Annotated in this window: 18 protein-coding genes and 1 pseudogene; 4 read left to right on the plus strand and 15 right to left on the minus strand. The window is 54.4% G+C overall.

Going from position 1 to position 16923, the window contains the following annotated elements; all coding sequences use genetic code 11:
• Positions 1–94: 94 nt before the first annotated feature.
• A complete protein-coding gene (locus tag ACHHV8_RS27805; RefSeq protein WP_395162586.1) occupies positions 95–556 on the minus strand; it encodes a hypothetical protein in 462 nt (153 codons plus the stop codon).
• Between the two features lie 257 nt (positions 557–813).
• Between ACHHV8_RS27805 and ACHHV8_RS27810 the strand changes: the two are divergent.
• Positions 814–1186, plus strand: a pseudogene (locus ACHHV8_RS27810) (helix-turn-helix domain-containing protein).
• Between the two features lie 379 nt (positions 1187–1565).
• On the opposite strand, the gene ACHHV8_RS27815 reads toward ACHHV8_RS27810, so the two are convergent.
• Positions 1566–1880 carry a DUF2325 domain-containing protein gene (locus ACHHV8_RS27815; RefSeq protein ID WP_395162587.1) on the minus strand — a complete coding sequence of 105 codons (315 nt, stop codon included), beginning with the start codon at positions 1878–1880 and terminating at the stop codon, positions 1566–1568.
• Positions 1881–2240: 360 nt separating this feature from the next.
• On the opposite strand from ACHHV8_RS27815, the gene nfsA reads away from it, so the two are divergent.
• Positions 2241–2975, plus strand: coding sequence for an oxygen-insensitive NADPH nitroreductase (gene nfsA / locus ACHHV8_RS27820; protein ID WP_395162588.1), 735 nt, complete (start codon positions 2241–2243; stop codon positions 2973–2975).
• A gap of 278 nt (positions 2976–3253) precedes the next feature.
• On the opposite strand, the gene ACHHV8_RS27825 is transcribed toward nfsA, so the two are convergent.
• A complete protein-coding gene (locus ACHHV8_RS27825; protein WP_395162589.1) occupies positions 3254–4024 on the minus strand; it encodes a DUF3891 family protein in 771 nt (256 codons plus the stop codon).
• A gap of 241 nt (positions 4025–4265) precedes the next feature.
• Here ACHHV8_RS27825 and ACHHV8_RS27830 point away from each other — a divergent pair, with 241 nt between their 5' ends.
• On the plus strand, positions 4266–4556 hold the full coding sequence (locus ACHHV8_RS27830) for a protease complex subunit PrcB family protein (RefSeq protein ID WP_395162590.1): 291 nt from the start codon (positions 4266–4268) through the stop codon (positions 4554–4556).
• A 163-nt stretch (positions 4557–4719) separates the two neighbouring features.
• Here ACHHV8_RS27830 and ACHHV8_RS27835 read toward each other — a convergent pair whose 3' ends face one another.
• The 9 genes from ACHHV8_RS27835 to ACHHV8_RS27875 all read right to left on the minus strand — a co-directional run bounded on the left by ACHHV8_RS27835 (position 4720) and on the right by ACHHV8_RS27875 (position 11340).
• Positions 4720–5205 carry a hypothetical protein gene (locus tag ACHHV8_RS27835; protein WP_395162591.1) on the minus strand — a complete coding sequence of 162 codons (486 nt, stop codon included), beginning with the start codon at positions 5203–5205 and terminating at the stop codon, positions 4720–4722.
• A gap of 157 nt (positions 5206–5362) precedes the next feature.
• Positions 5363–6283: an ABC transporter permease gene (locus ACHHV8_RS27840; RefSeq protein WP_395162592.1), complete on the minus strand. Its 921-nt coding sequence runs from the start codon at positions 6281–6283 to the stop codon at positions 5363–5365.
• Entirely contained in the window at positions 6261–7043 is a 783-nt protein-coding gene (locus tag ACHHV8_RS27845) for an ABC transporter ATP-binding protein (RefSeq protein ID WP_395162593.1), read from the minus strand. Before ACHHV8_RS27845 ends, ACHHV8_RS27840 begins: the two co-directional genes overlap by 23 nt.
• Positions 7044–7045: 2 nt before the next feature.
• A complete protein-coding gene (locus ACHHV8_RS27850) occupies positions 7046–8098 on the minus strand; it encodes an ABC transporter substrate-binding protein (RefSeq protein ID WP_395162594.1) in 1053 nt (350 codons plus the stop codon).
• A 35-nt stretch (positions 8099–8133) separates the two neighbouring features.
• Entirely contained in the window at positions 8134–9177 is a 1044-nt protein-coding gene (locus ACHHV8_RS27855; protein WP_395162595.1) for a Nif3-like dinuclear metal center hexameric protein, read from the minus strand.
• 367 nt (positions 9178–9544) lie between these two features.
• Positions 9545–9919, minus strand: coding sequence for a Na-translocating system protein MpsC family protein (locus tag ACHHV8_RS27860; RefSeq protein WP_395162596.1), 375 nt, complete (start codon positions 9917–9919; stop codon positions 9545–9547).
• A 195-nt stretch (positions 9920–10114) separates the two neighbouring features.
• Complete coding sequence (locus ACHHV8_RS27865; protein WP_395162597.1) at positions 10115–10333, minus strand: hypothetical protein; 219 nt, start codon at positions 10331–10333, stop codon at positions 10115–10117.
• A 242-nt stretch (positions 10334–10575) separates the two neighbouring features.
• Entirely contained in the window at positions 10576–11004 is a 429-nt protein-coding gene (locus ACHHV8_RS27870) for a hypothetical protein (protein WP_395162598.1), read from the minus strand.
• A gap of 30 nt (positions 11005–11034) precedes the next feature.
• Entirely contained in the window at positions 11035–11340 is a 306-nt protein-coding gene (locus tag ACHHV8_RS27875) for a hypothetical protein (protein WP_395162599.1), read from the minus strand.
• A 361-nt stretch (positions 11341–11701) separates the two neighbouring features.
• On the opposite strand from ACHHV8_RS27875, the gene ACHHV8_RS27880 reads away from it, so the two are divergent.
• Positions 11702–12568, plus strand: a complete 867-nt coding sequence (locus tag ACHHV8_RS27880; RefSeq protein WP_395162600.1) for a MetQ/NlpA family ABC transporter substrate-binding protein — start codon at positions 11702–11704, stop codon at positions 12566–12568.
• A gap of 82 nt (positions 12569–12650) precedes the next feature.
• Here ACHHV8_RS27880 and ACHHV8_RS27885 read toward each other — a convergent pair whose 3' ends face one another.
• The 3 genes from ACHHV8_RS27885 to mglC form a co-directional block, all read right to left on the minus strand.
• A complete protein-coding gene (locus tag ACHHV8_RS27885; RefSeq protein WP_395162601.1) occupies positions 12651–13604 on the minus strand; it encodes a TRM11 family SAM-dependent methyltransferase in 954 nt (317 codons plus the stop codon).
• Between the two features lie 487 nt (positions 13605–14091).
• On the minus strand, positions 14092–15783 hold the full coding sequence (locus ACHHV8_RS27890) for a methyl-accepting chemotaxis protein (protein ID WP_395162602.1): 1692 nt from the start codon (positions 15781–15783) through the stop codon (positions 14092–14094).
• Positions 15784–15873: 90 nt separating this feature from the next.
• Positions 15874–16884: a galactose/methyl galactoside ABC transporter permease MglC gene (gene mglC, locus ACHHV8_RS27895; RefSeq protein WP_395162603.1), complete on the minus strand. Its 1011-nt coding sequence runs from the start codon at positions 16882–16884 to the stop codon at positions 15874–15876.
• Between the last annotated feature and the right edge of the window lie 39 nt (positions 16885–16923).

The raw sequence follows: 16923 nt of genomic DNA on the forward strand, positions 1-16923 counted from the left end.
ATTTTGTATATCCATGTCGAAATTCATCTAAAAAATACTTTAGTATTTGCGGTTTTGTGAGATACTTCACATTTTTTAGTAAAAGGGCTCTTCATTAGATTTGAAATGATTGTCTGGGGAGCGAGCGGTTCCTGTAAGCGCGGGAATGAAAGGATATGTAGCTTGCAATAGCTCTTGAAATACTTGTGGCCGCCGTCTCCAGCATAGCGTTTACCGCGGCGTACATCCGGATCTGTTCCTGCTCGTCCAGACTGTACTCCATTCGATATTCGTAGGGAGAGAGCTCATTTAGGCGCTTGATGCCGCCTCCCATGATAGAGAAGGAGGTTCCTTCCAGCATAATCCGACAGCCGTAGATCAGTTTGCCTTCATCCGGAAGGAGCAGAGGGGTTGTAAAAAGGATAGTGTCGTTCCGAATATCCGTTATGGTGACAAGGGCGTACTTGTCCGTCGGAACAGGCTTGCGGTCCGCATGAAGAACGGACAATCTGCATTCGATGGAGGCCAGCCGCATCCGCAGCTGCGATTGCCTGACCGTGTTTAACAATTCATTCATCTCGCATCTTCCCAATCCTCGTTTTTTTAGGTAAAATAAACTCATGATACATTATGTAATACATTTCACACTTTTGAGCTTTACCTCAAAACATACGAATTCCCTTAAAAATCAACGTTTTTCGGCAATAAAACCTAAATAAGTCAGATTCATAGCATAAACATACGATACATTATGTATCAATGTCAAGGGCATGATGTACCTATTTATGGTCCTTTTTCATCATCAAAGATTGCATAATTGGAGGTTAATAAGATATGAAGTACGGGGAAAGGATAGCGGCGCTTCGTGAAAAACATTCCCTGACGCAGGAGGGGCTTTCGACCAAGCTGGGGATTACCCGGGCCTCACTATCGCATTACGAGAATAACCGGAGAGAGCCGGACTATGAAACGATAGTCAGTATCGCCAATTTGTTTAACGTGTCCATCGACTACCTGATCGGCAGAACCGAGTGACCCGCACGGCGAGCTGGACGAGGATGTCCGCGAATTTGTGGATGCTTTGGAGCTTTCCGACGAGCATATTCTGGAAAAGTTTTCTCTTACCGTTGACGGGATGAGGCTGACCCCGGAAGAAGCCAAGCGCTTTATTAATTTTGTAAGAGCGGAGCGTTCAAATAATAAATAACTACCGGTTTATCTTGCCGCGCCGCGCTGCACGTTACTCGATATTAGGGTAAACCGTCGACTGCCAGCCCGTCGTCCAAGCGATGATCCGGGCTGTTTGGTTTTCATAACTCCCATGAATCATTGCGGTAATTGTCCCGATGAACAGCAAAAAGCACTCTCCAGTTTCCGTCCTGCGCGGCGAATACTACAGCGAGTGCATCAGCTTTATATATCGTATCGGTTTCAAACGGCATGTCCTTTCTAAAAAACGTATTCCTCCAGTCCGCATCAGAATGCAAATCAGGATAAGCCGGCGCCCATAATCAGACCTCATGGCCTGCAAATGAACGTCATCTCTAGCCCGCCATCTTCTTCTGAGAAGACACTTCCGCAGCTCTCTACTGCTTCGTCTGCGCCATCATCTCACAGACATGCTTGCAGGAGCAAAGCGCCTTCTGAACGGAACACCAGGATCTCTTGGCATAATAAATAGGAAGCTCCTGTTCCTTAGCCTGCTGTTTTATCACTTTGGTCAGGTTATGGTTAATGTAATCCGTAAGCACGAGTACAGCATCGACCTTCTCGGGAATTCCTTTCCGTACCATCTGGCACTTGCGGCCCGACATATGCATTACCTCGTCAAAACCGATATGAGCAAGCTGCTCCGGCATGTTTCCCAAATGATCCGCTCCAACCACTAATATAGACGCCATCTGCAGTCCTCCCTTTGGATATATTGATAATTATTCTCATTCACTTGATATCCTAATGATAATGGTTCTCATTATCATTGTCAACCTGCCCGTATATGAAAAAAGAGAGGGCGCATTTTCAAGACGTTCTCTCTCCGGCCGTCCGGTAGATCATATTATTCCGATGGTTTAACTATGTTTTGATTATAGTATCAAGTTTCTGAAGTGACCGTCAACGGTCTTTTTACAGATTTACGCCTGTTTTCTACCGGATTCCAAGCCGGTTCCTTCCCATCCTCCGGGCTCGTTGACACCCTAATGCCATTCGTATAAAATGAGCACGAATCGCCGGACCATTCTCTCTGTAAAGGAGCAACTGCCATGAATTCTGTTATTGAACTGCTGCAAAGCCACCGTTCTATCCGCAAATTCAAGCCTGTTCCGCTGACCAGCGAACAAACCGAAGCGATCATCGTCTCCGCTCAGATGGCATCTACTTCCAGCAATGTGCAGGCGTTCAGCATTGTGGGCGTAACCGATCCGCAAACCAAGCACACGCTGGCCGGACTGGCCGGAAATCAGGCTTATGTCGAGCAGTGCGGCCTGTTCCTGGTGTTTTGTGCGGATTTGCACCGCATTCAAGCTGCAGTCGAAATGCAGCAGCAGCCCTTTCATCAAAATACCGAAAGCCTGCTCGTCGCCACGATCGATGCGGCTCTCGCAGCCCAGAACGCGGCAATCGCTGCCGAATCGATGGAACTCGGCATCTGCTACATCGGAGGCATCCGCAACAACCCGGAGGAGGTAAGCCAAGCGCTGAACCTTCCGCAGCTCGTCTACCCCGTGTTCGGCATGTGCGTCGGCGTTCCCGATCAGGAGCCGTCGCTGCGCCCGCGCTTTGCACAGCAGGCCGTCTACCACGAGAACGCATACGACAGCAGCAAAACCCGCTCGTCCATTGACGCCTACGACGAAGTAACCAGCGAATACTACAAGCAGCGGAGCCAAGGGAAGATCAATACGACCTGGTCGCAGGGTATCGCGGACAAATACCGCCAGCCGGTCCGGGCGCATATCCGCCCCTTCCTCGAAGCGCGGGGATTCCGTCTGGAATAAACCGCGGCGCTGCCGTCTGACCGAAGCGCCGGTTCGCCGCTTGGCCGACGATGCTTAGCTTCAAATTCCGGCACTGCGCAAAGTGCTGTCATTCTGTCCGCCCCCACGGCGGCGCATCCCTGGCATGGACCAAGCCCAAGCCGCCGCGGAATGGCGGAGTGCAGGAGTGAAGCGGCGCCGGTTTTATGTGACGGCGGAATGGTTCAGCCAGCACTTCTTTTCGCAACCCAAAACCCGCCTGCGCATAGTGGCATAGGCGGGTTCTTTTTCACGCGGCTTTAGGACAAAAATACGATGGTCTGCTCCGACCATTCGGTTTGCTTGTAAGCGTCGCCGATGCCGATTTCCGCAGCTAGCCGCTTGGATACCCGCTTCAGCTTGAGCTTGGCATCAAACGGGCCTGTAAACGGCGAAGGCGTGATCCGGATCGCTTTATCGCTCACCCAATGCGGGATGATCCGATGCTCAGGGTTCCCCGTGATGAGCTCCGAGTTTTTGAAGCCCTTGCGGTACCATGGATGCTCCTCTTCCTTGCCGACTCCAGGCCGATTGAGGCATACGTACAAGGAGATGTCGTCGCAAAGCTGCAGCAGCTGAAAATGACTGCGCAGCGCCTGCTCATCCAAGGAATTGCGTTCGCTCTTGATTCTGGCCTGACGCTCCAGCTCGTGCTGGTAAAACTGCTTGCATTCCGGCAGCTCGCTTGTTTGGAAAATGGAAAAGGAAGCATAGTGCAGACTGCACAGCAGCGCCGCATATGGATTGCCAAGCTCCACCTCATCAATGCCCTGCTTGTATAAGGTCAGCTTGGGCAGCAGCGGATAATCCATAAACGAGAACGGAGCATGATCCCGGTCATTCCATACAGGCGTATCGTCCAGGCGAATCCAGCTCCGGTCATGCTCGTATACCCCTGTAAGCACATCCTGGACGTAGTTGGTATCGACAAAGCAGTTCTCGGTAAAATGCGAAGCCGCATCACCCGACAAACGGGCATGGTCATGCTGGCCAACCATGACAAACTGATCCTCCGTTTCACGAACAATCATCCGAATCCCTCCTTTTCCCCCTCTTTACCCTTATTGTACAGCGCGATAATCAAAAGGCAATAAACCAAGGATAATTATGGTAAAATATTCAAAATAAAGCCATGGTCAGGAGGCTTCCGACTCATGAAAAAGCCGATGATCCTCTTGTTCATTGCGTTATTGTGCCTGTTGAACGGCTGCACCGCTTCCTATCGGGTCGCGGATCTCCTCAGCCGTCGATTCACCTCAGGGGAATGAGGCATTGCAGGAACTCCTCCGTCAGGCCAAGACGAAATTAGGCGTGTCCAGAGGCTTCGAACGCTTCGATGCCGGAGAGTCCAGTTACATTTATATCGCCGGCGGCATGCAAAGCAGCAGCGGATACAGCGTACAGCTCAAGTCCTTACGGGAACAACGGGACGCTGTCCTCCTACGGGTGCGGGTAAATCCGCCGCCGCCTCGGGCCAATACGCAGCCTGCTCAGAACAACCCGGGCATGCTGCTGCAAATGAACAAGACCTCCAAGCAGGTACGTGTGCAATGGACGCCGTAATCCGGCGCAGGAGGCGGGACGCTCAGCGGGTTGCTCGGCGGGTTGCTCGGCGGGTTGCTTTATCAACAAGCTCGGGCTGCCTCAAGGCAGCCCGAGCTTGTTGAACCATTATTCATACCTCGATTTTGAGCGCGCTTCAGCACAATATTCCTTCAGCAGCGGATCAGGAGGAAAGCTCCTTCACCTTCGACTTCATTGAAGCGACAACCGTTCGCTTGCAGTGGACGGCCAGCAGCAGCACCTCCCACTGCTGACTGCGGGTCTGCTCTCGAAAACGGGGCTCTTCCTTAAGAAGAGTCTTTACGGCCGACCAGGCAACCGGAGCCAGCCGCTCGCAGGGAACCGCAAGCCACGGCGCCGGGCGCTTCGCCTCACGCCACCGGCGCAGCCACGACCGGATATCGGCCTTGGGTCCGCTGTCGTCGATCAGGCATGGCGCGGAAAGCTTTTTCGTATGCTCACGAAGATATTGATAGCGGTCATTGCCGAGCAGGATGGTATAAGTGCCGTCTTTGCGGTTTTTGCGCACCACCAGCAGGTGCATACAGTCCCACACCAGCCTGCGAAGCTTACGGAGCTGCGCCGTCATTCGGGTAGCTGCATCCGGCTTCAGCTTGTTTAGAGGTATATACTGGACGGTAAATCGCATATACATCCCTCCTCCTGTTGAAGCCCGTCGAAATGAAGCCTTATGCCGTGCGGGGAACTGCTCCCCTGGGTCTTTCGCCTCATCCCTTCGAACGGACTTCTAGGATATATATGTCTGAATTGCATTGTCCTAGTCTCATCAGGTCTTCTTGCTCTATCTACGAGTCAAAATGATATCTGCGCATCGCCAGCCGCCCAAGCAGCGTAACCAAGCCGTACAGCACGATCGACAGCAGCGCCAGGATCACGATGCTCGTCATAACCATATGCATTTGGAATACTTGGCCTCCGTAAATAATCAGGAAGCCCAGCCCCGCTTTGGAGGACAAAAACTCGCCCATAATAACGCCTACCAAAGTCAAGCCCACATTCACCTTCAACGTCGCGATTATATTCGGAATGCTGGCCGGCAGCAGCACCATGCGAAGCATCTGCCAGCGTGTCGCGCCGAACGATTCCATCAGCTTCTGCTTCGTTTTGCCGATTTCTTTAAAGCCGGACTCGATCATCATAATGGTCACGATCAGGGAAATGGCTATCGCCATACCGTAAATCGAGTAGCGGTCGCCGAGCCAAATATAGAAGATCGGCCCCAGAGCTACCTTGGGCAGCGCATTCAGCACAACCATATAAGGATCGAGCACCTTGGAGACGAAGCCGGACCACCAGAAGGCGACCGCAACCAGCGTCCCGAGCAGCATCGAAACGACAATGCCGATGATCGTTTCCTGCGCCGTAACCCAAGTATGGTGCATCAGCTGGCCTTGACTCATCAGTTCCTTGAACGAGGCGGCGATCTGGGAAGGCTTGCTGGTCAGCATCGAGTCGACCCATTTCAAGTCTGCCGCCAGCTCCCACAACCCGAGCAGCGCGAGCAGGATGAGCAGCTGCATGCCGCGGATCGTATAGCGGTGACGCTTCTGCCTGCGCAGATAGGCCTTATAGGCTTCCGTCGGGCCGGAGGCCTGCCCTTCTGGAACGGCTCCCTGCGGAGCGGAGACGGTCACCGTACGCCGCTCGGCGTTCAAGCCCGCCGGATTTTGTTGTCGTGTTGATTCATGTACCTGTACGGACGACATGCCCCTGCAGCTCCTTCCAAATGGTATTAAAGTACGTATGATACCGGCCTGCTTCGCGCTTCTGCCAAGGCGTCAAATCCGGGCCTTCCTCAAATTCGATCCGGTGCACCGCCGAGATGGTGCTCGGCCGCTTCGACATGACCAGCACGCGGTCCGCCATACAGATCGCTTCCGAGATGTCATGCGTGACGAGGATGGCTGTTTTGCCTTGATCCTTTATAATTGAGGCGATCTCGTCCGCCAGAGCCAGCCGCGTCTGGTAATCGAGCGCCGAGAAAGGCTCATCAAGCAGCAAAATGTCGGGCTCGGTCACGAGCGTCCGGATCAGCGCCACTCGCTGGCGCATGCCGCCGGACAGCTGGGCCGGGCTGTGGTGGGCGAAGCCGCCCAGCCCATAGCGCTCCAGCAGCTCCAGCGCCTTGCGCTCGGCGGCCCGTTTATCCATGCGGCGGATTTCGGCGCCGACCATCAGGTTGCTCAGTACATTCCGCCACTCGAGCAGGTGGTCGTGCTGGAGCATATAACCGACCTTGCGGGAAGTTCCGGCGACCTCCTGCCCGTCGATGCGCATCTTGCCGCCCGTCGGCTTGATCATGCCGGAGATCAGCGACAGCAGCGTGCTTTTGCCGCAGCCGCTCGGCCCCACAATGCTTATAAATTCGCCTGCTTCGATGCGGATGTCGATGTCTCTCAGCGCTTCCGTCTCCTGCTTCATCGTAAAGTACCGAAGCGATACTTGATCCAGTTCAATCTGCGCCATACTTATTTCACCGCTTTCTTCGCAAAGGTCATGTCAACGACATCCTCCATTTTCACTTTCTGCTCTTCCTTCAAGACCCCGTTCTCAATCAGCACATGCTGCAGCGTATCGAATTGTACAGCCGTCAGCTCCGGATTGGCATTCCACGTCCCCTGCTTTTTGTACCGGTCGACGGACTGAATAATGATGTCCTTGGGCGTCCCTTCAAAGTAAGGAGCCAGCGCCGCTGCGATCTCGTCCTTCGAGGCCGTATCAAGCCATTTGGTCGCTTTGACCAAAGCGTCGGAAAACTTTTGCACCGTTTCGGCGTTGTTCTTCAAATAATCCTCCGTCGCCACATACGACGTTTCCGGGAACTGGCCGAAGCCGTCTCCCATCGAGGCTACGTAATAGGCTTTGCCTTCCTTCTCCAATGTAGATGCAATCGGCTCGAACACCTGGATGAAGTCCCCTTTGCCGCTTGTAAAAGCGCCCGCCATTGCAGTGGAAGCGATATTCGTGACGATATCGGCATTAGCTACTTTTTCCTGAAGCAGCTTGGAGTTCAACACCATCTGCGGCGCGCTGCCGGGTCTCCAGCCGATGACGCTTTTTCCGGCAAGATCGCTCCATTTGAACGTATCCATTTTATTTCTCGACAGCAGGAAGGAACCGTCCTTGAACGTCAGCTGATGGAAGATCTTAAGCTTCTTATCGCCCTTTTGGTTGAAAATGTAGATGGCCGTCTCCGGTCCGACCAGCGAGATATCCGCCACCCCGGCCAGCAGCGCCGCAGCGCCTTTATCCGAGCCCTGCGCCGTGTTCATATCGATGTTGATGCCCGCTTCCTTGAAGAACCCCTTCTCCATCGCGATATAATGCGGAGCGTAAAAGATCGAGCGGATGACCTCGGAGAACCGCACGGTTTTCAATTCCGGAGGCTTCTCCGCCGGTTTCGTCTCCGCGGCGGGCGCTGCGGGAGCAGATGCCGGAGCGGCCTCCTTTCCACAGCCGACCACTGCGCCAAGCAGCATCAGAGCGCTTAATAACAATCCTGCACGTTTGTTCTTCTTCATCGTTTGGTCCCCTCCCATTGTTTATGAAACGATTATTATGTATGAACGGCGCGCGTACGGCCTGCAACCAAGTATTGTTCAGCCATACTCTTGCCATATTCAACCATCTGCGGATTGCCTACGCTTTGCAGCGGGACGGCCGTAATCCGTTCCCTCAGCAGGAAGAGCTCCACGCCGGGCAGCATCCATTCCAGCGCATAAGCGAGCGGAAGCCCGTTCTCCAATATTTCTAGCGAGTGCGAATTGCCGACGATAAAGTTGAGTCCGGCACGCTTCGCATACTGCACCAGCTCGCTGTACTCCCGGACGCGGCTGATGCTCACAATAATCGTATCCGTCTCCGGATACATCGCCAGCGCCTGCTGCAAATGCGGCACCGTAAAGCCCGAGTGAGGGAAGAAATGCAGGACGTGCCGGACCGGAGAATCCAACTCCCCGCTTAAAACGTGAACGGGGTTCATCAGATTGGCTTCCTGCAGCTCCGTTTCTCCGCGAATGCGGCGCTCCGCCTCAAGCACCTGCTCATCCAGACCTCGTCCCATCCAACGGTCAATTCTCTGAACTATATCGCGAACCGTGCGGACTTCCTCCAGCGCAACCCCCTGGTGCAGCACATTGCCTTGAATGCCTCCGAAGCAGATGTCCGTCTTCAGCTTGCGGTGTCCGTGCAGGAACGTCACTCCCGGATGCAAGCCGTGAAAAGCCTCGTGCAGCTCAATCAGCGCCAGATCGTACAGCGGCAGGTAGTGGGCGAACGGAACCCCGCCGGAGCTTGCCGCATCAGCGACAGGATGGTGAACCACGATCAAGTCCAGATTCATGCCCGAAGCGAGCTCAATTACGGATTCGGTCAGCGTCATCCCTACGCCAATGCGCCGCACAGGCTTCTGCTTATCTCCGAAAATAAGTCCCGGGATTTCGATCACGCTTTTGCCCGGAATATTGGACGTCTTCGTCACGACATACGGATTCGTGCCTGCCGTCACTTCGTTCCAATCCATCACCACCCTTCCGCCCGTGATGGCGTTCAAAGCCGATAAAACGGAATCTACGTTATACTGCGGATGTGTAATGATCATGCTCAGCTGCCCCTTCCATCGTCTGTTAGCCTTTTTGGGAATAAAAAAACCGCCATCATGAGCATACGTCAGCCTAAAATAGAATAAACAGGCTGTACTATGTCACAATAAGCGGTCGTAAGGCTCTCCTCTTCCTTGTGGGGTAGAACGGAGTTCCTCATTACCTGCTATGTTGAAGTGGATCTCATAAGAATATTGGAATAACGTCGAATCTACAGGGAGAAAGGACTCAAAGCCATTCCATTCAAATGAGATTAACATAACATGCAACTAACACTTTTAAAGTAATAACAAAATTAAATGTAACTTACTTGTTAGTTAATATAACATATGAGACAGACATTGGCAAGGGCCCTGGACAAAATTTCTATCTCGCTTCCTTGTCCGCTTCCTCCAAAGGATGCTCCAGCACGATAATCGTAGCCGAATATTCGGCAACCGGATCGTAATCCTTGAGCACGGTCAGCACCTGCAGACCGAGCGTTTCCTCCAGCTTGCGCTTCAGCATTTTTTTATTCGCTTCCATGACGGCGACGTCGACCGAGGCCGTAAGCGCCCGGTGCGTTTCATCCAATATTTTCAATGCCGGGATCCGCTTGTGGGTAGCGAAAATAAACACTTTGTCCCCCGAGATTTCAAGCCGCTGCGACCGGATGCCGATGCCAAAAATCTCCTGATTGATCGAATTATAAATTTTGATAATTTCCTGCTTCAACGAGCCTATCGACATCTTGGCCTTCATTGAAATCCCCCGCTTCGCCCGAAATATAGAAGGTTCCGTTTCTCCCTCTATCTTAACACAAATGTGAGGAATGCTGACAAAATTATCGAAACTTTCGTTGAGCTTAGTCCAAGCCTTTACTACCGTTTCTGACACGGAGCGCCAGTCCCAGTTTTCGATGCGGAGCACGCATTTTCAATGCTAAGCTAAGGACTATTACTGTACCAGCAGCCTTTGAACCGGTCTGAACACCGCTTCAGTCAGCTGGGTCAGGTTCGGAAAGGCCAGATGAAGCGCCAGAATAACGCCCAGGATCAGTCCTGATATTAAAAAGCCCGAGAACACGGCAAGCTCCTTCCATCTTCTCTGGCGAACCAATGCCGGCGTCTCTATAAAAATAATGAGCAGCGCCGCTGCAATAATGAGGATCAACAAAGACTCCAGCTCCTTTTTCCATCGCTTGTCTCATACAGACCCGGCGTTTCCCTGCCGTACTGCCTGTACGACAAAGCAGGCCCGACACAAGCTGCTTGAAGCTTGATCCTGCCTTCACGATCTGCCTCGCGGGAAAGCCGATTTCGATTGTGCAGCCGCTTCAAGTATCGGTTAGGTGCTGTCCAAACCGGAGCATCTGCTCTAAGAAGGCGGCTGCAAGGGAAGCTTTCTGTATGTTCTGTTTATGAATTCCCAGTATTGGATAAATTATGCGTCACCAGCACGGCCGCGCCAATGAATAAAAGGACAGCCGCTCCCCAAGCCGTATATTGAACGGGCACATCCCCCCGATTGGCGGCGCCAATCGCTATCAGCGCCCATACGGCAACAAGTACATACGCCGGATCGCGGAAACGGACGCCGGCCGCTGCAGTCACCAAAAACGTGAACACGAGGAGCAGCATCGTCCAGGCCGTCTCGGATAATCCGAACGTATGCCATTTTACTGCGTATAAAGCAACGGCAATGTTGACAATGGCAGCTACCGCAACCCATCCCAAATAGATGCTGAACGGCAGCTGTATCCACCAGCGAATCAAAGGATCCGGCGAGCGGCCCCGCCTGCGGGTATGCAGGTAGACGAGCAGAAGCGACAGAAGCAAGCCGAGCATGGCGTAGACAGAGGATACGATATAGATGTACTACCACAGTAAAATCCAGCTGATGTTAAAAAAACAGGAGACCAGAAACCAGGGCCCCATCCCCCGGACGAATTCTTGGTCTCTGACCCGCGGTATGAACTGAACGACGACAAAGCCGATCAGGAGCGGGTGGATCAGCCCCCAGATCGAAAAGGCACACGGCGCCGGCGTGATACCGACCGGAAACATCGCCGAAATTTCTCCGACTGTCTTCCCATTGATCGGATGGATCACTGCCAAGGCGTTGACGAGCAGAACGGCGGCTAAACCGAAGACATAAAACCAGCGCAGCAGTATGCTGTGCATGAAAATCCCTCCTCCTGGTATAAAACGTTCCGGAACTCACCGATCCAAGCTTCACTCCCTGTTAGGGTATAACTATATTCGTCAAGAGCGATCCGTTAGAAGCGGATGCAATACCCCCGAATCCCGTAAGCTGAAACGAGAACGTTCTTGCGTTTGTTTCCCGGGCTCCCTATGCGCACTTTATACGACAAAGTTCTACATTTTTTCCATTGATCTTTTGTTACTTCCTTTATACAATTTAATCACAGAAAGCTGCTTGGAATTAAAATGCAGCTTATTTTACAGCTTGGCACCTCGCCTGTGAGATTTAGCGTTCATTCCAGCCGATTGACGACTTTCATCCCCTTAGGAGATTCGTATTGTGAGACACCACTTGACTCGCCCCCAGCTTCTTGCATTCCTGATACTGGTTCTGATGCTCCCCGTCGTCTTGCTCGGCTGCGGCAGTGAAGCCCGGCACGTCCAGGAAAAAACGGTCCGGGTCGGTTTTATGCCGGGTCCTTACAGCGACCTATTCAAACGAGGTATCCAGCCGATTCTGGAGAAGCAGGGCTATCATGTGCTGACGGTTGAGTTTACCCACTCGACGGAGCCCAACGAAGCGCTTATTCAAGGAGCTATAGACGCCAATGTATTTCAGCATAAAGATTACCTCACTTCCTACAACGAACAAAATCAGACGGAGCTGAGCGAGCTGTGTACCGTACCGACAGCGCCACTTGGCATCTATTCCGGAAAACATACAAGTATCGGCGCCTTGTCCGATGGAGCAAGCATCGCCATTCCGAACGATCCGGCCAATCTGGGCCGTGCTCTTGTTCTGCTGCAGCAAGCGGGCATCCTGACGCTTGACGAAAAGATCGATCCGCTTACCGCCACGGAAAAAGATATTGCCGCCAATCCGAAACAGGTTCGCCTTCTCGCAATGAATGCGGCTCAGCTGCCTTCCGCCCTGTCTGACAAGGACTTCGCCGTCATTCCCGGCACCCAGGCTCTGGCAGCCGGGATGCGCTTATCCCAATCGGTGCTCCTGGAGCGGCCGCCCCGAGCGTATCAGCTAATCGCTGCGGTTAAGACTGCGGATGCCGGCAAGCCATTTGCCACAGATCTCGCTTCCGCTTACCGCTCCGAGACGTTCAGAAAGTTCATCGAAACCGATGAGCTGGCCAAAGGCTTCTCTCTGCCGGATGAAGAAAGCTACGCCGGTTTGAATCCAAGCGGAGGCTGACAACGCCTCGGCCTTCCCGTTCGTCAACCAAAAAAACCTTCCCGCAACTATACCAAATGGTACTGCGGGAAGGTTTTTCCGTTTAAGTCACGACGATGATTTGGCGGGCGAACGCTCCTTTGCGCACGACGCATCGGTCGGCGATCCGAAAGCCGGCCTGTTCGAGATGCGGATCGACAGCCTCCGTCGTCACGATCACGGCACGCGATGCGAGTCTGCGCGCGGACGCCAGCATAGCGAGCTGCTCCTGCGGCGGCAGCTTGGAGCACAGATTATACGGCATATCCAGGATTGCCGTATCGTAGCTGCCCTCCAGCTCGCGAATATCTCCGATGGCAACTACATCGGGGAAGCCGAAATGAGCGAGATTCGCTCTCGCTCCGCGAACCGCTAGGGGATTGATATCGAAGCCGACGATATCCACGCCCATGGAGAGCGCCTCAACCAGCACCGTGCCGATGCCGCAGCACGGGTCAATGGCGCGGACGCCGGCCGGCTCCGGCACGGCGATGTTGGCGACCGCCCGCGCGACGCGTGTGCTTAGCGCGGTGGAGTAATGCTGCGGCTTCTTCTGGTGCCGCAGCCAGACCGGCTCGGGGATGCTGCACGCCCCGAGCACCCACCTGCCGTTCGCGCGCGCGGCGCCGAACAGCAGGCCCGGCCGGCGCATCTCGGCTGTGCCGCGGATGTGCCGGCCGAGCTCGCGCTCGATGGCTCGCGCCCCGTCATAGTCGACCTGGCCGTCCGTGTCGACGTATACCACCTTGAAGGTCGTGCCTTCCTTCAAGGTCAGCGATGCAGCCTGCCGTGCCAGCTCCGGCAGGCTCGCTCCCTCCAGCAGCACATCCAGCCGCTGCTTAATAAAAGGACTGCGCGACGGCTCAATCCGCCGCGCGCTTTCTATGCAGCGGCTCTGCGGCTCGAAGCCGAACAGCATCCGCAGCTCCAGCTGCGCGAGCGGCAGCTCGTCCTCATGGCATGTATAGGTATAAATATATGTAGAAGCTTCATAACCGGAATCAGGGTACAAGCTCATTCTTCGTTCTCCCGTTCTTTGTACATTTGTTCTGTTATGTTTTGTACTGCTGCACTTGGTAAATTGTGGCCCTCGGTACTGCTGCTTTTATTGCTGCTGTTATCGGTACCTTTGTTATTAACTTAACTCTGCTGCTCTGGATACTTCTGTTCTCGGTACTACCTCGCGCGGTGCACACCATCCATGCCACAAACCGCACGGAACAAAGCTTCTCACACCCTGCCCGGCTTTGTCAAACCGCTTTATCAAACAACTCCGTCAAGCTTCGGCGGGTGCGGCCCAGTTCGCCTGCATTCCCAGTGCGCATAGCCGCAAGGGTCGATTGACCGCCCTGCAGAACCTACAGATATGCTCTTCCGGCTGAGTCATAGCAGTCGCACGTTTTAGCATCGTATAACGGTCTGCTGCCAGTCAAAAAAAAATTGGCGGCAAGCTGGACGCCCGCCGCCTGGAACAGACGACGAACCGTCCGTCCCGCTCATACCTATTAAACCCGAAACTTGGCCAGCAGCAGCCGCAGCTCCTCCGCCATCGTACTGAGCATTGCTGCGGCGGACACCATCTCCTCCATGCTGGCATACTGTTCCTCCGTATGCGCAGAAACTTCTTGTGTACTCGAAGCGGCCCTGCCTGCGATATACCGGATGGAGCCGATCGACTCCACCGCCGCCTGCGATTGGCGGGCAATGCTTGTCGAGCGCCCATGCACCTGCTCCACCGCAGCAGCCACATCATCCGCAGCCTCGCGGATGCGTTCGAAGGCGTCTCCGGCCTCGCGGACGACGGCCATACCGATGCCGACCTCCCGGGAGCCGTCCTCCGTTGATTGCGCAACCTCCGCCGTCTCCGCGCGGATTCCGCCGATCAGATCGGCCGCCTGCTCTGCCGCCGCTGCCGTCTGCAGCGACAGTCTGCGCACCTCTTCCGCAACGACGGCGAAGCCTTTGCCCGCCGTTCCTGCCCTTGCCGCTTCAATCGAAGCGTTCAGCGCAAGCATATTCGTCTGCCGCGCGATTCCCGCGATGACGTCTACAAGCTGAACAACCTCTGCGGAGCAGGTCCCGAGACGCGCCACGGCAAGAGCCAGCTCATTTACCGTCCGCTCGATCGCGCTCATCTGCTTCATCGCCCCGCGTACCGCTTCCTGCCCTGCTTCCGCACTCCGCAGCGTACTGAGCGAACGCTGGCTTGCCGCCCGGGCTACCTGAGCAATATCTTCTACCGCGGCGGATACCTCTTCGATCAAGGCTGCCCCCGCCTGCACTTGCTGCGCCTGCTCCTCCGCACCGGCCGAAATCTCCTGCACTTGAACCGTCACCTGTTCCAAAGAAACGCTCAGCTGCGCCGTATTCGCGCTCAGTCCTTCCGCAGCGGCCGCCACCTGCTCCGTACTGTGTCCCAGCTGCGCCGCCATTGCACGCAAATTATGCTTCATTCCGTTGAAGGCCGATCCCAGCTCTCCGAGCTCGTCACGATTGCGCAGCCCGATGTCCGCGACGGTCAGATCGCAGGCGGCGATCCGCTCCGCGGCTTGAACCATCATCCGTATGGGCCTGACGACTGCTCTCGACAGCAATGCCCCGATAGCTAGAGCAATCAGCAGCGATGCGGCGCTGACGACAGCAAGCGTCCGGATCGTCGCTGCCACGAGCCCGTTGTTGGCCATCGTCTTGGAAGTCATGATGTCCTGCTCCTGCGCTTCGATAGCCGAAGCCGTCTGCCTCAGCTTGTCGCTTAGCGGCGCGGCCCAGAGCAGCGCCTCCGATTTCGCCAAGCTTTCTTCATCGCGATGGATGTAATCCGCGACCTTGGTCACCAACCGCGCAAACGTCTCATTCGATTCCCGCATTGCCTGGGCTCCATTCTGCTCCTCCTCCGTCTGCGCCAGCTGCAGCATGCGGTCAATCGAGGCCGTCAATTCCGCATTGACGGACTTCAGCAGCTGCTCCTTTTCCGGGCTCGGCTCAACGATATAATTGAACAACAGCCCGTTCTGCCGCTCCGTTCCGGCCCGGATTTCCTTGGCCAGCTGAACCGCCGCAACGTTTTCCTGCAGCAGGGAAGCATTGGAGCCGTCCACCTGCTTCAAATAGATATAGGACAAGCCGCTCGCAGCCGCTGCCAGCAAAGAAATCAGCGCGAAGGCCCCTATCATTTTACGGCGCAATGAAAAATTCAAGCTTGTATCCTCCTTGTGTGAATCCGCTTCCAATCATTTGAGAAAAAGAAGCTGCCAATGGATTGAAGCCATCGGCAGCCTGGGTTTACATTATTTTTTCGCCAAATATTTACGAATATCGAACGCAACCGCCGCTACAATAATCAAGCCTTTGATGATCAGCTGCCAGTACGGGCTGACGCCGATAAAGGTCAATCCATAGTTGATGACGCCGAAAATCAATACGCCGACAAGCACACCAGGTACGGTACCGATCCCTCCGGCTGTCGAAACGCCGCCGACCACGCAGGCCGCGATAGCATCAAGCTCGTACATGTTGCCGTAGTTGTTCGTCGCGCCGCCGGTTCTCGCCGCTTCCAGCACGCCGCCCAGGCCGTACAAAGCGCCGGCAAACGCGTAAATTTTCAACAGGTTCCGTCTTACGTTAATCCCCGAAACCGTAGCCGCCTGAATGTTGCCTCCGATGGCGTACATGTTTTTGCCAAGCCGGGTTTTGTTAAAGACGACCCAGACAATCAAGGCGACGATAATGGCTATAATGACGATATAAGGTATCGAGTAACTGCCCCCCGATCCGATAAACCCGGTGCCGAGCTTCGTGAAATCCGGTCTCAAGCCGGCAATCGGCTGCGATTCGTTCGGCTTCATATCGAAGTAAATCGAATTGGCGCCGTATACGATAACCATCGTACCGAGCGTCGCGATAAACGGCGGAACGCTGAGCCGCGAAACGATCCAGCCGTTCAGCAGACCGACAACCAGCCCCGCCAAAATCCCGATAACGATAGGCGCCCACAGCGGCAGGTTCGGCAAATCCGGGAAGAAGCGCCGCGGATAGTCCATAATTTGCAGCATCGATGCGGATAAAACGGCCGTTAAGCCTACGACGCGTCCTGCGGACAAGTCCGTTCCGCCTGTAATCAGGATGAAAGCCATGCCCAGCGCGATAATCGCCCGCGTCGAGTTTTGCAGTAAAATATCTCTAAGAATATCTATCGATAAAAACCGCGGATCGGAAATCGCAATCCCGATAACCAGAACAATAAGCACGATGTAGATGGCGTTCTGGGTCAAAAAGCTGCTCATTTTTTTGGTGTTCATTGTGTAAAAAGCCTCCCTCGCAAGCTCGTTGCTTCATTG

The sequence above is a fragment of the Paenibacillus sp. TAB_01 genome (assembly GCF_043945595.1).
Classification (GTDB): Bacteria; Bacillota; Bacilli; order Paenibacillales; family NBRC-103111; genus Paenibacillus_S.

Coding starts and splice junctions, on each gene's coding strand:
- ACHHV8_RS27835 (WP_395162591.1), bottom strand. CDS start 5,205: ATGCGATTTACCGTCCAGTATATACCTCTAAACAAGCTGAAGCCGGAT.
- ACHHV8_RS27840 (WP_395162592.1), bottom strand. CDS start 6,283: ATGTCGTCCGTACAGGTACATGAATCAACACGACAACAAAATCCGGCG.
- ACHHV8_RS27815 (WP_395162587.1), bottom strand. CDS start 1,880: ATGGCGTCTATATTAGTGGTTGGAGCGGATCATTTGGGAAACATGCCG.
- ACHHV8_RS27805 (WP_395162586.1), bottom strand. CDS start 556: ATGAATGAATTGTTAAACACGGTCAGGCAATCGCAGCTGCGGATGCGG.
- ACHHV8_RS27855 (WP_395162595.1), bottom strand. CDS start 9,177: ATGATCATTACACATCCGCAGTATAACGTAGATTCCGTTTTATCGGCT.
- nfsA (WP_395162588.1), top strand. CDS start 2,241: ATGAATTCTGTTATTGAACTGCTGCAAAGCCACCGTTCTATCCGCAAA.
- ACHHV8_RS27845 (WP_395162593.1), bottom strand. CDS start 7,043: ATGGCGCAGATTGAACTGGATCAAGTATCGCTTCGGTACTTTACGATG.
- ACHHV8_RS27870 (WP_395162598.1), bottom strand. CDS start 11,004: ATGCTCGGCTTGCTTCTGTCGCTTCTGCTCGTCTACCTGCATACCCGC.
- ACHHV8_RS27885 (WP_395162601.1), bottom strand. CDS start 13,604: ATGAGCTTGTACCCTGATTCCGGTTATGAAGCTTCTACATATATTTAT.
- ACHHV8_RS27825 (WP_395162589.1), bottom strand. CDS start 4,024: ATGATTGTTCGTGAAACGGAGGATCAGTTTGTCATGGTTGGCCAGCAT.
- ACHHV8_RS27860 (WP_395162596.1), bottom strand. CDS start 9,919: ATGAAGGCCAAGATGTCGATAGGCTCGTTGAAGCAGGAAATTATCAAA.
- ACHHV8_RS27850 (WP_395162594.1), bottom strand. CDS start 8,098: ATGAAGAAGAACAAACGTGCAGGATTGTTATTAAGCGCTCTGATGCTG.
- ACHHV8_RS27875 (WP_395162599.1), bottom strand. CDS start 11,340: ATGCACAGCATACTGCTGCGCTGGTTTTATGTCTTCGGTTTAGCCGCC.
- mglC (WP_395162603.1), bottom strand. CDS start 16,884: ATGAACACCAAAAAAATGAGCAGCTTTTTGACCCAGAACGCCATCTAC.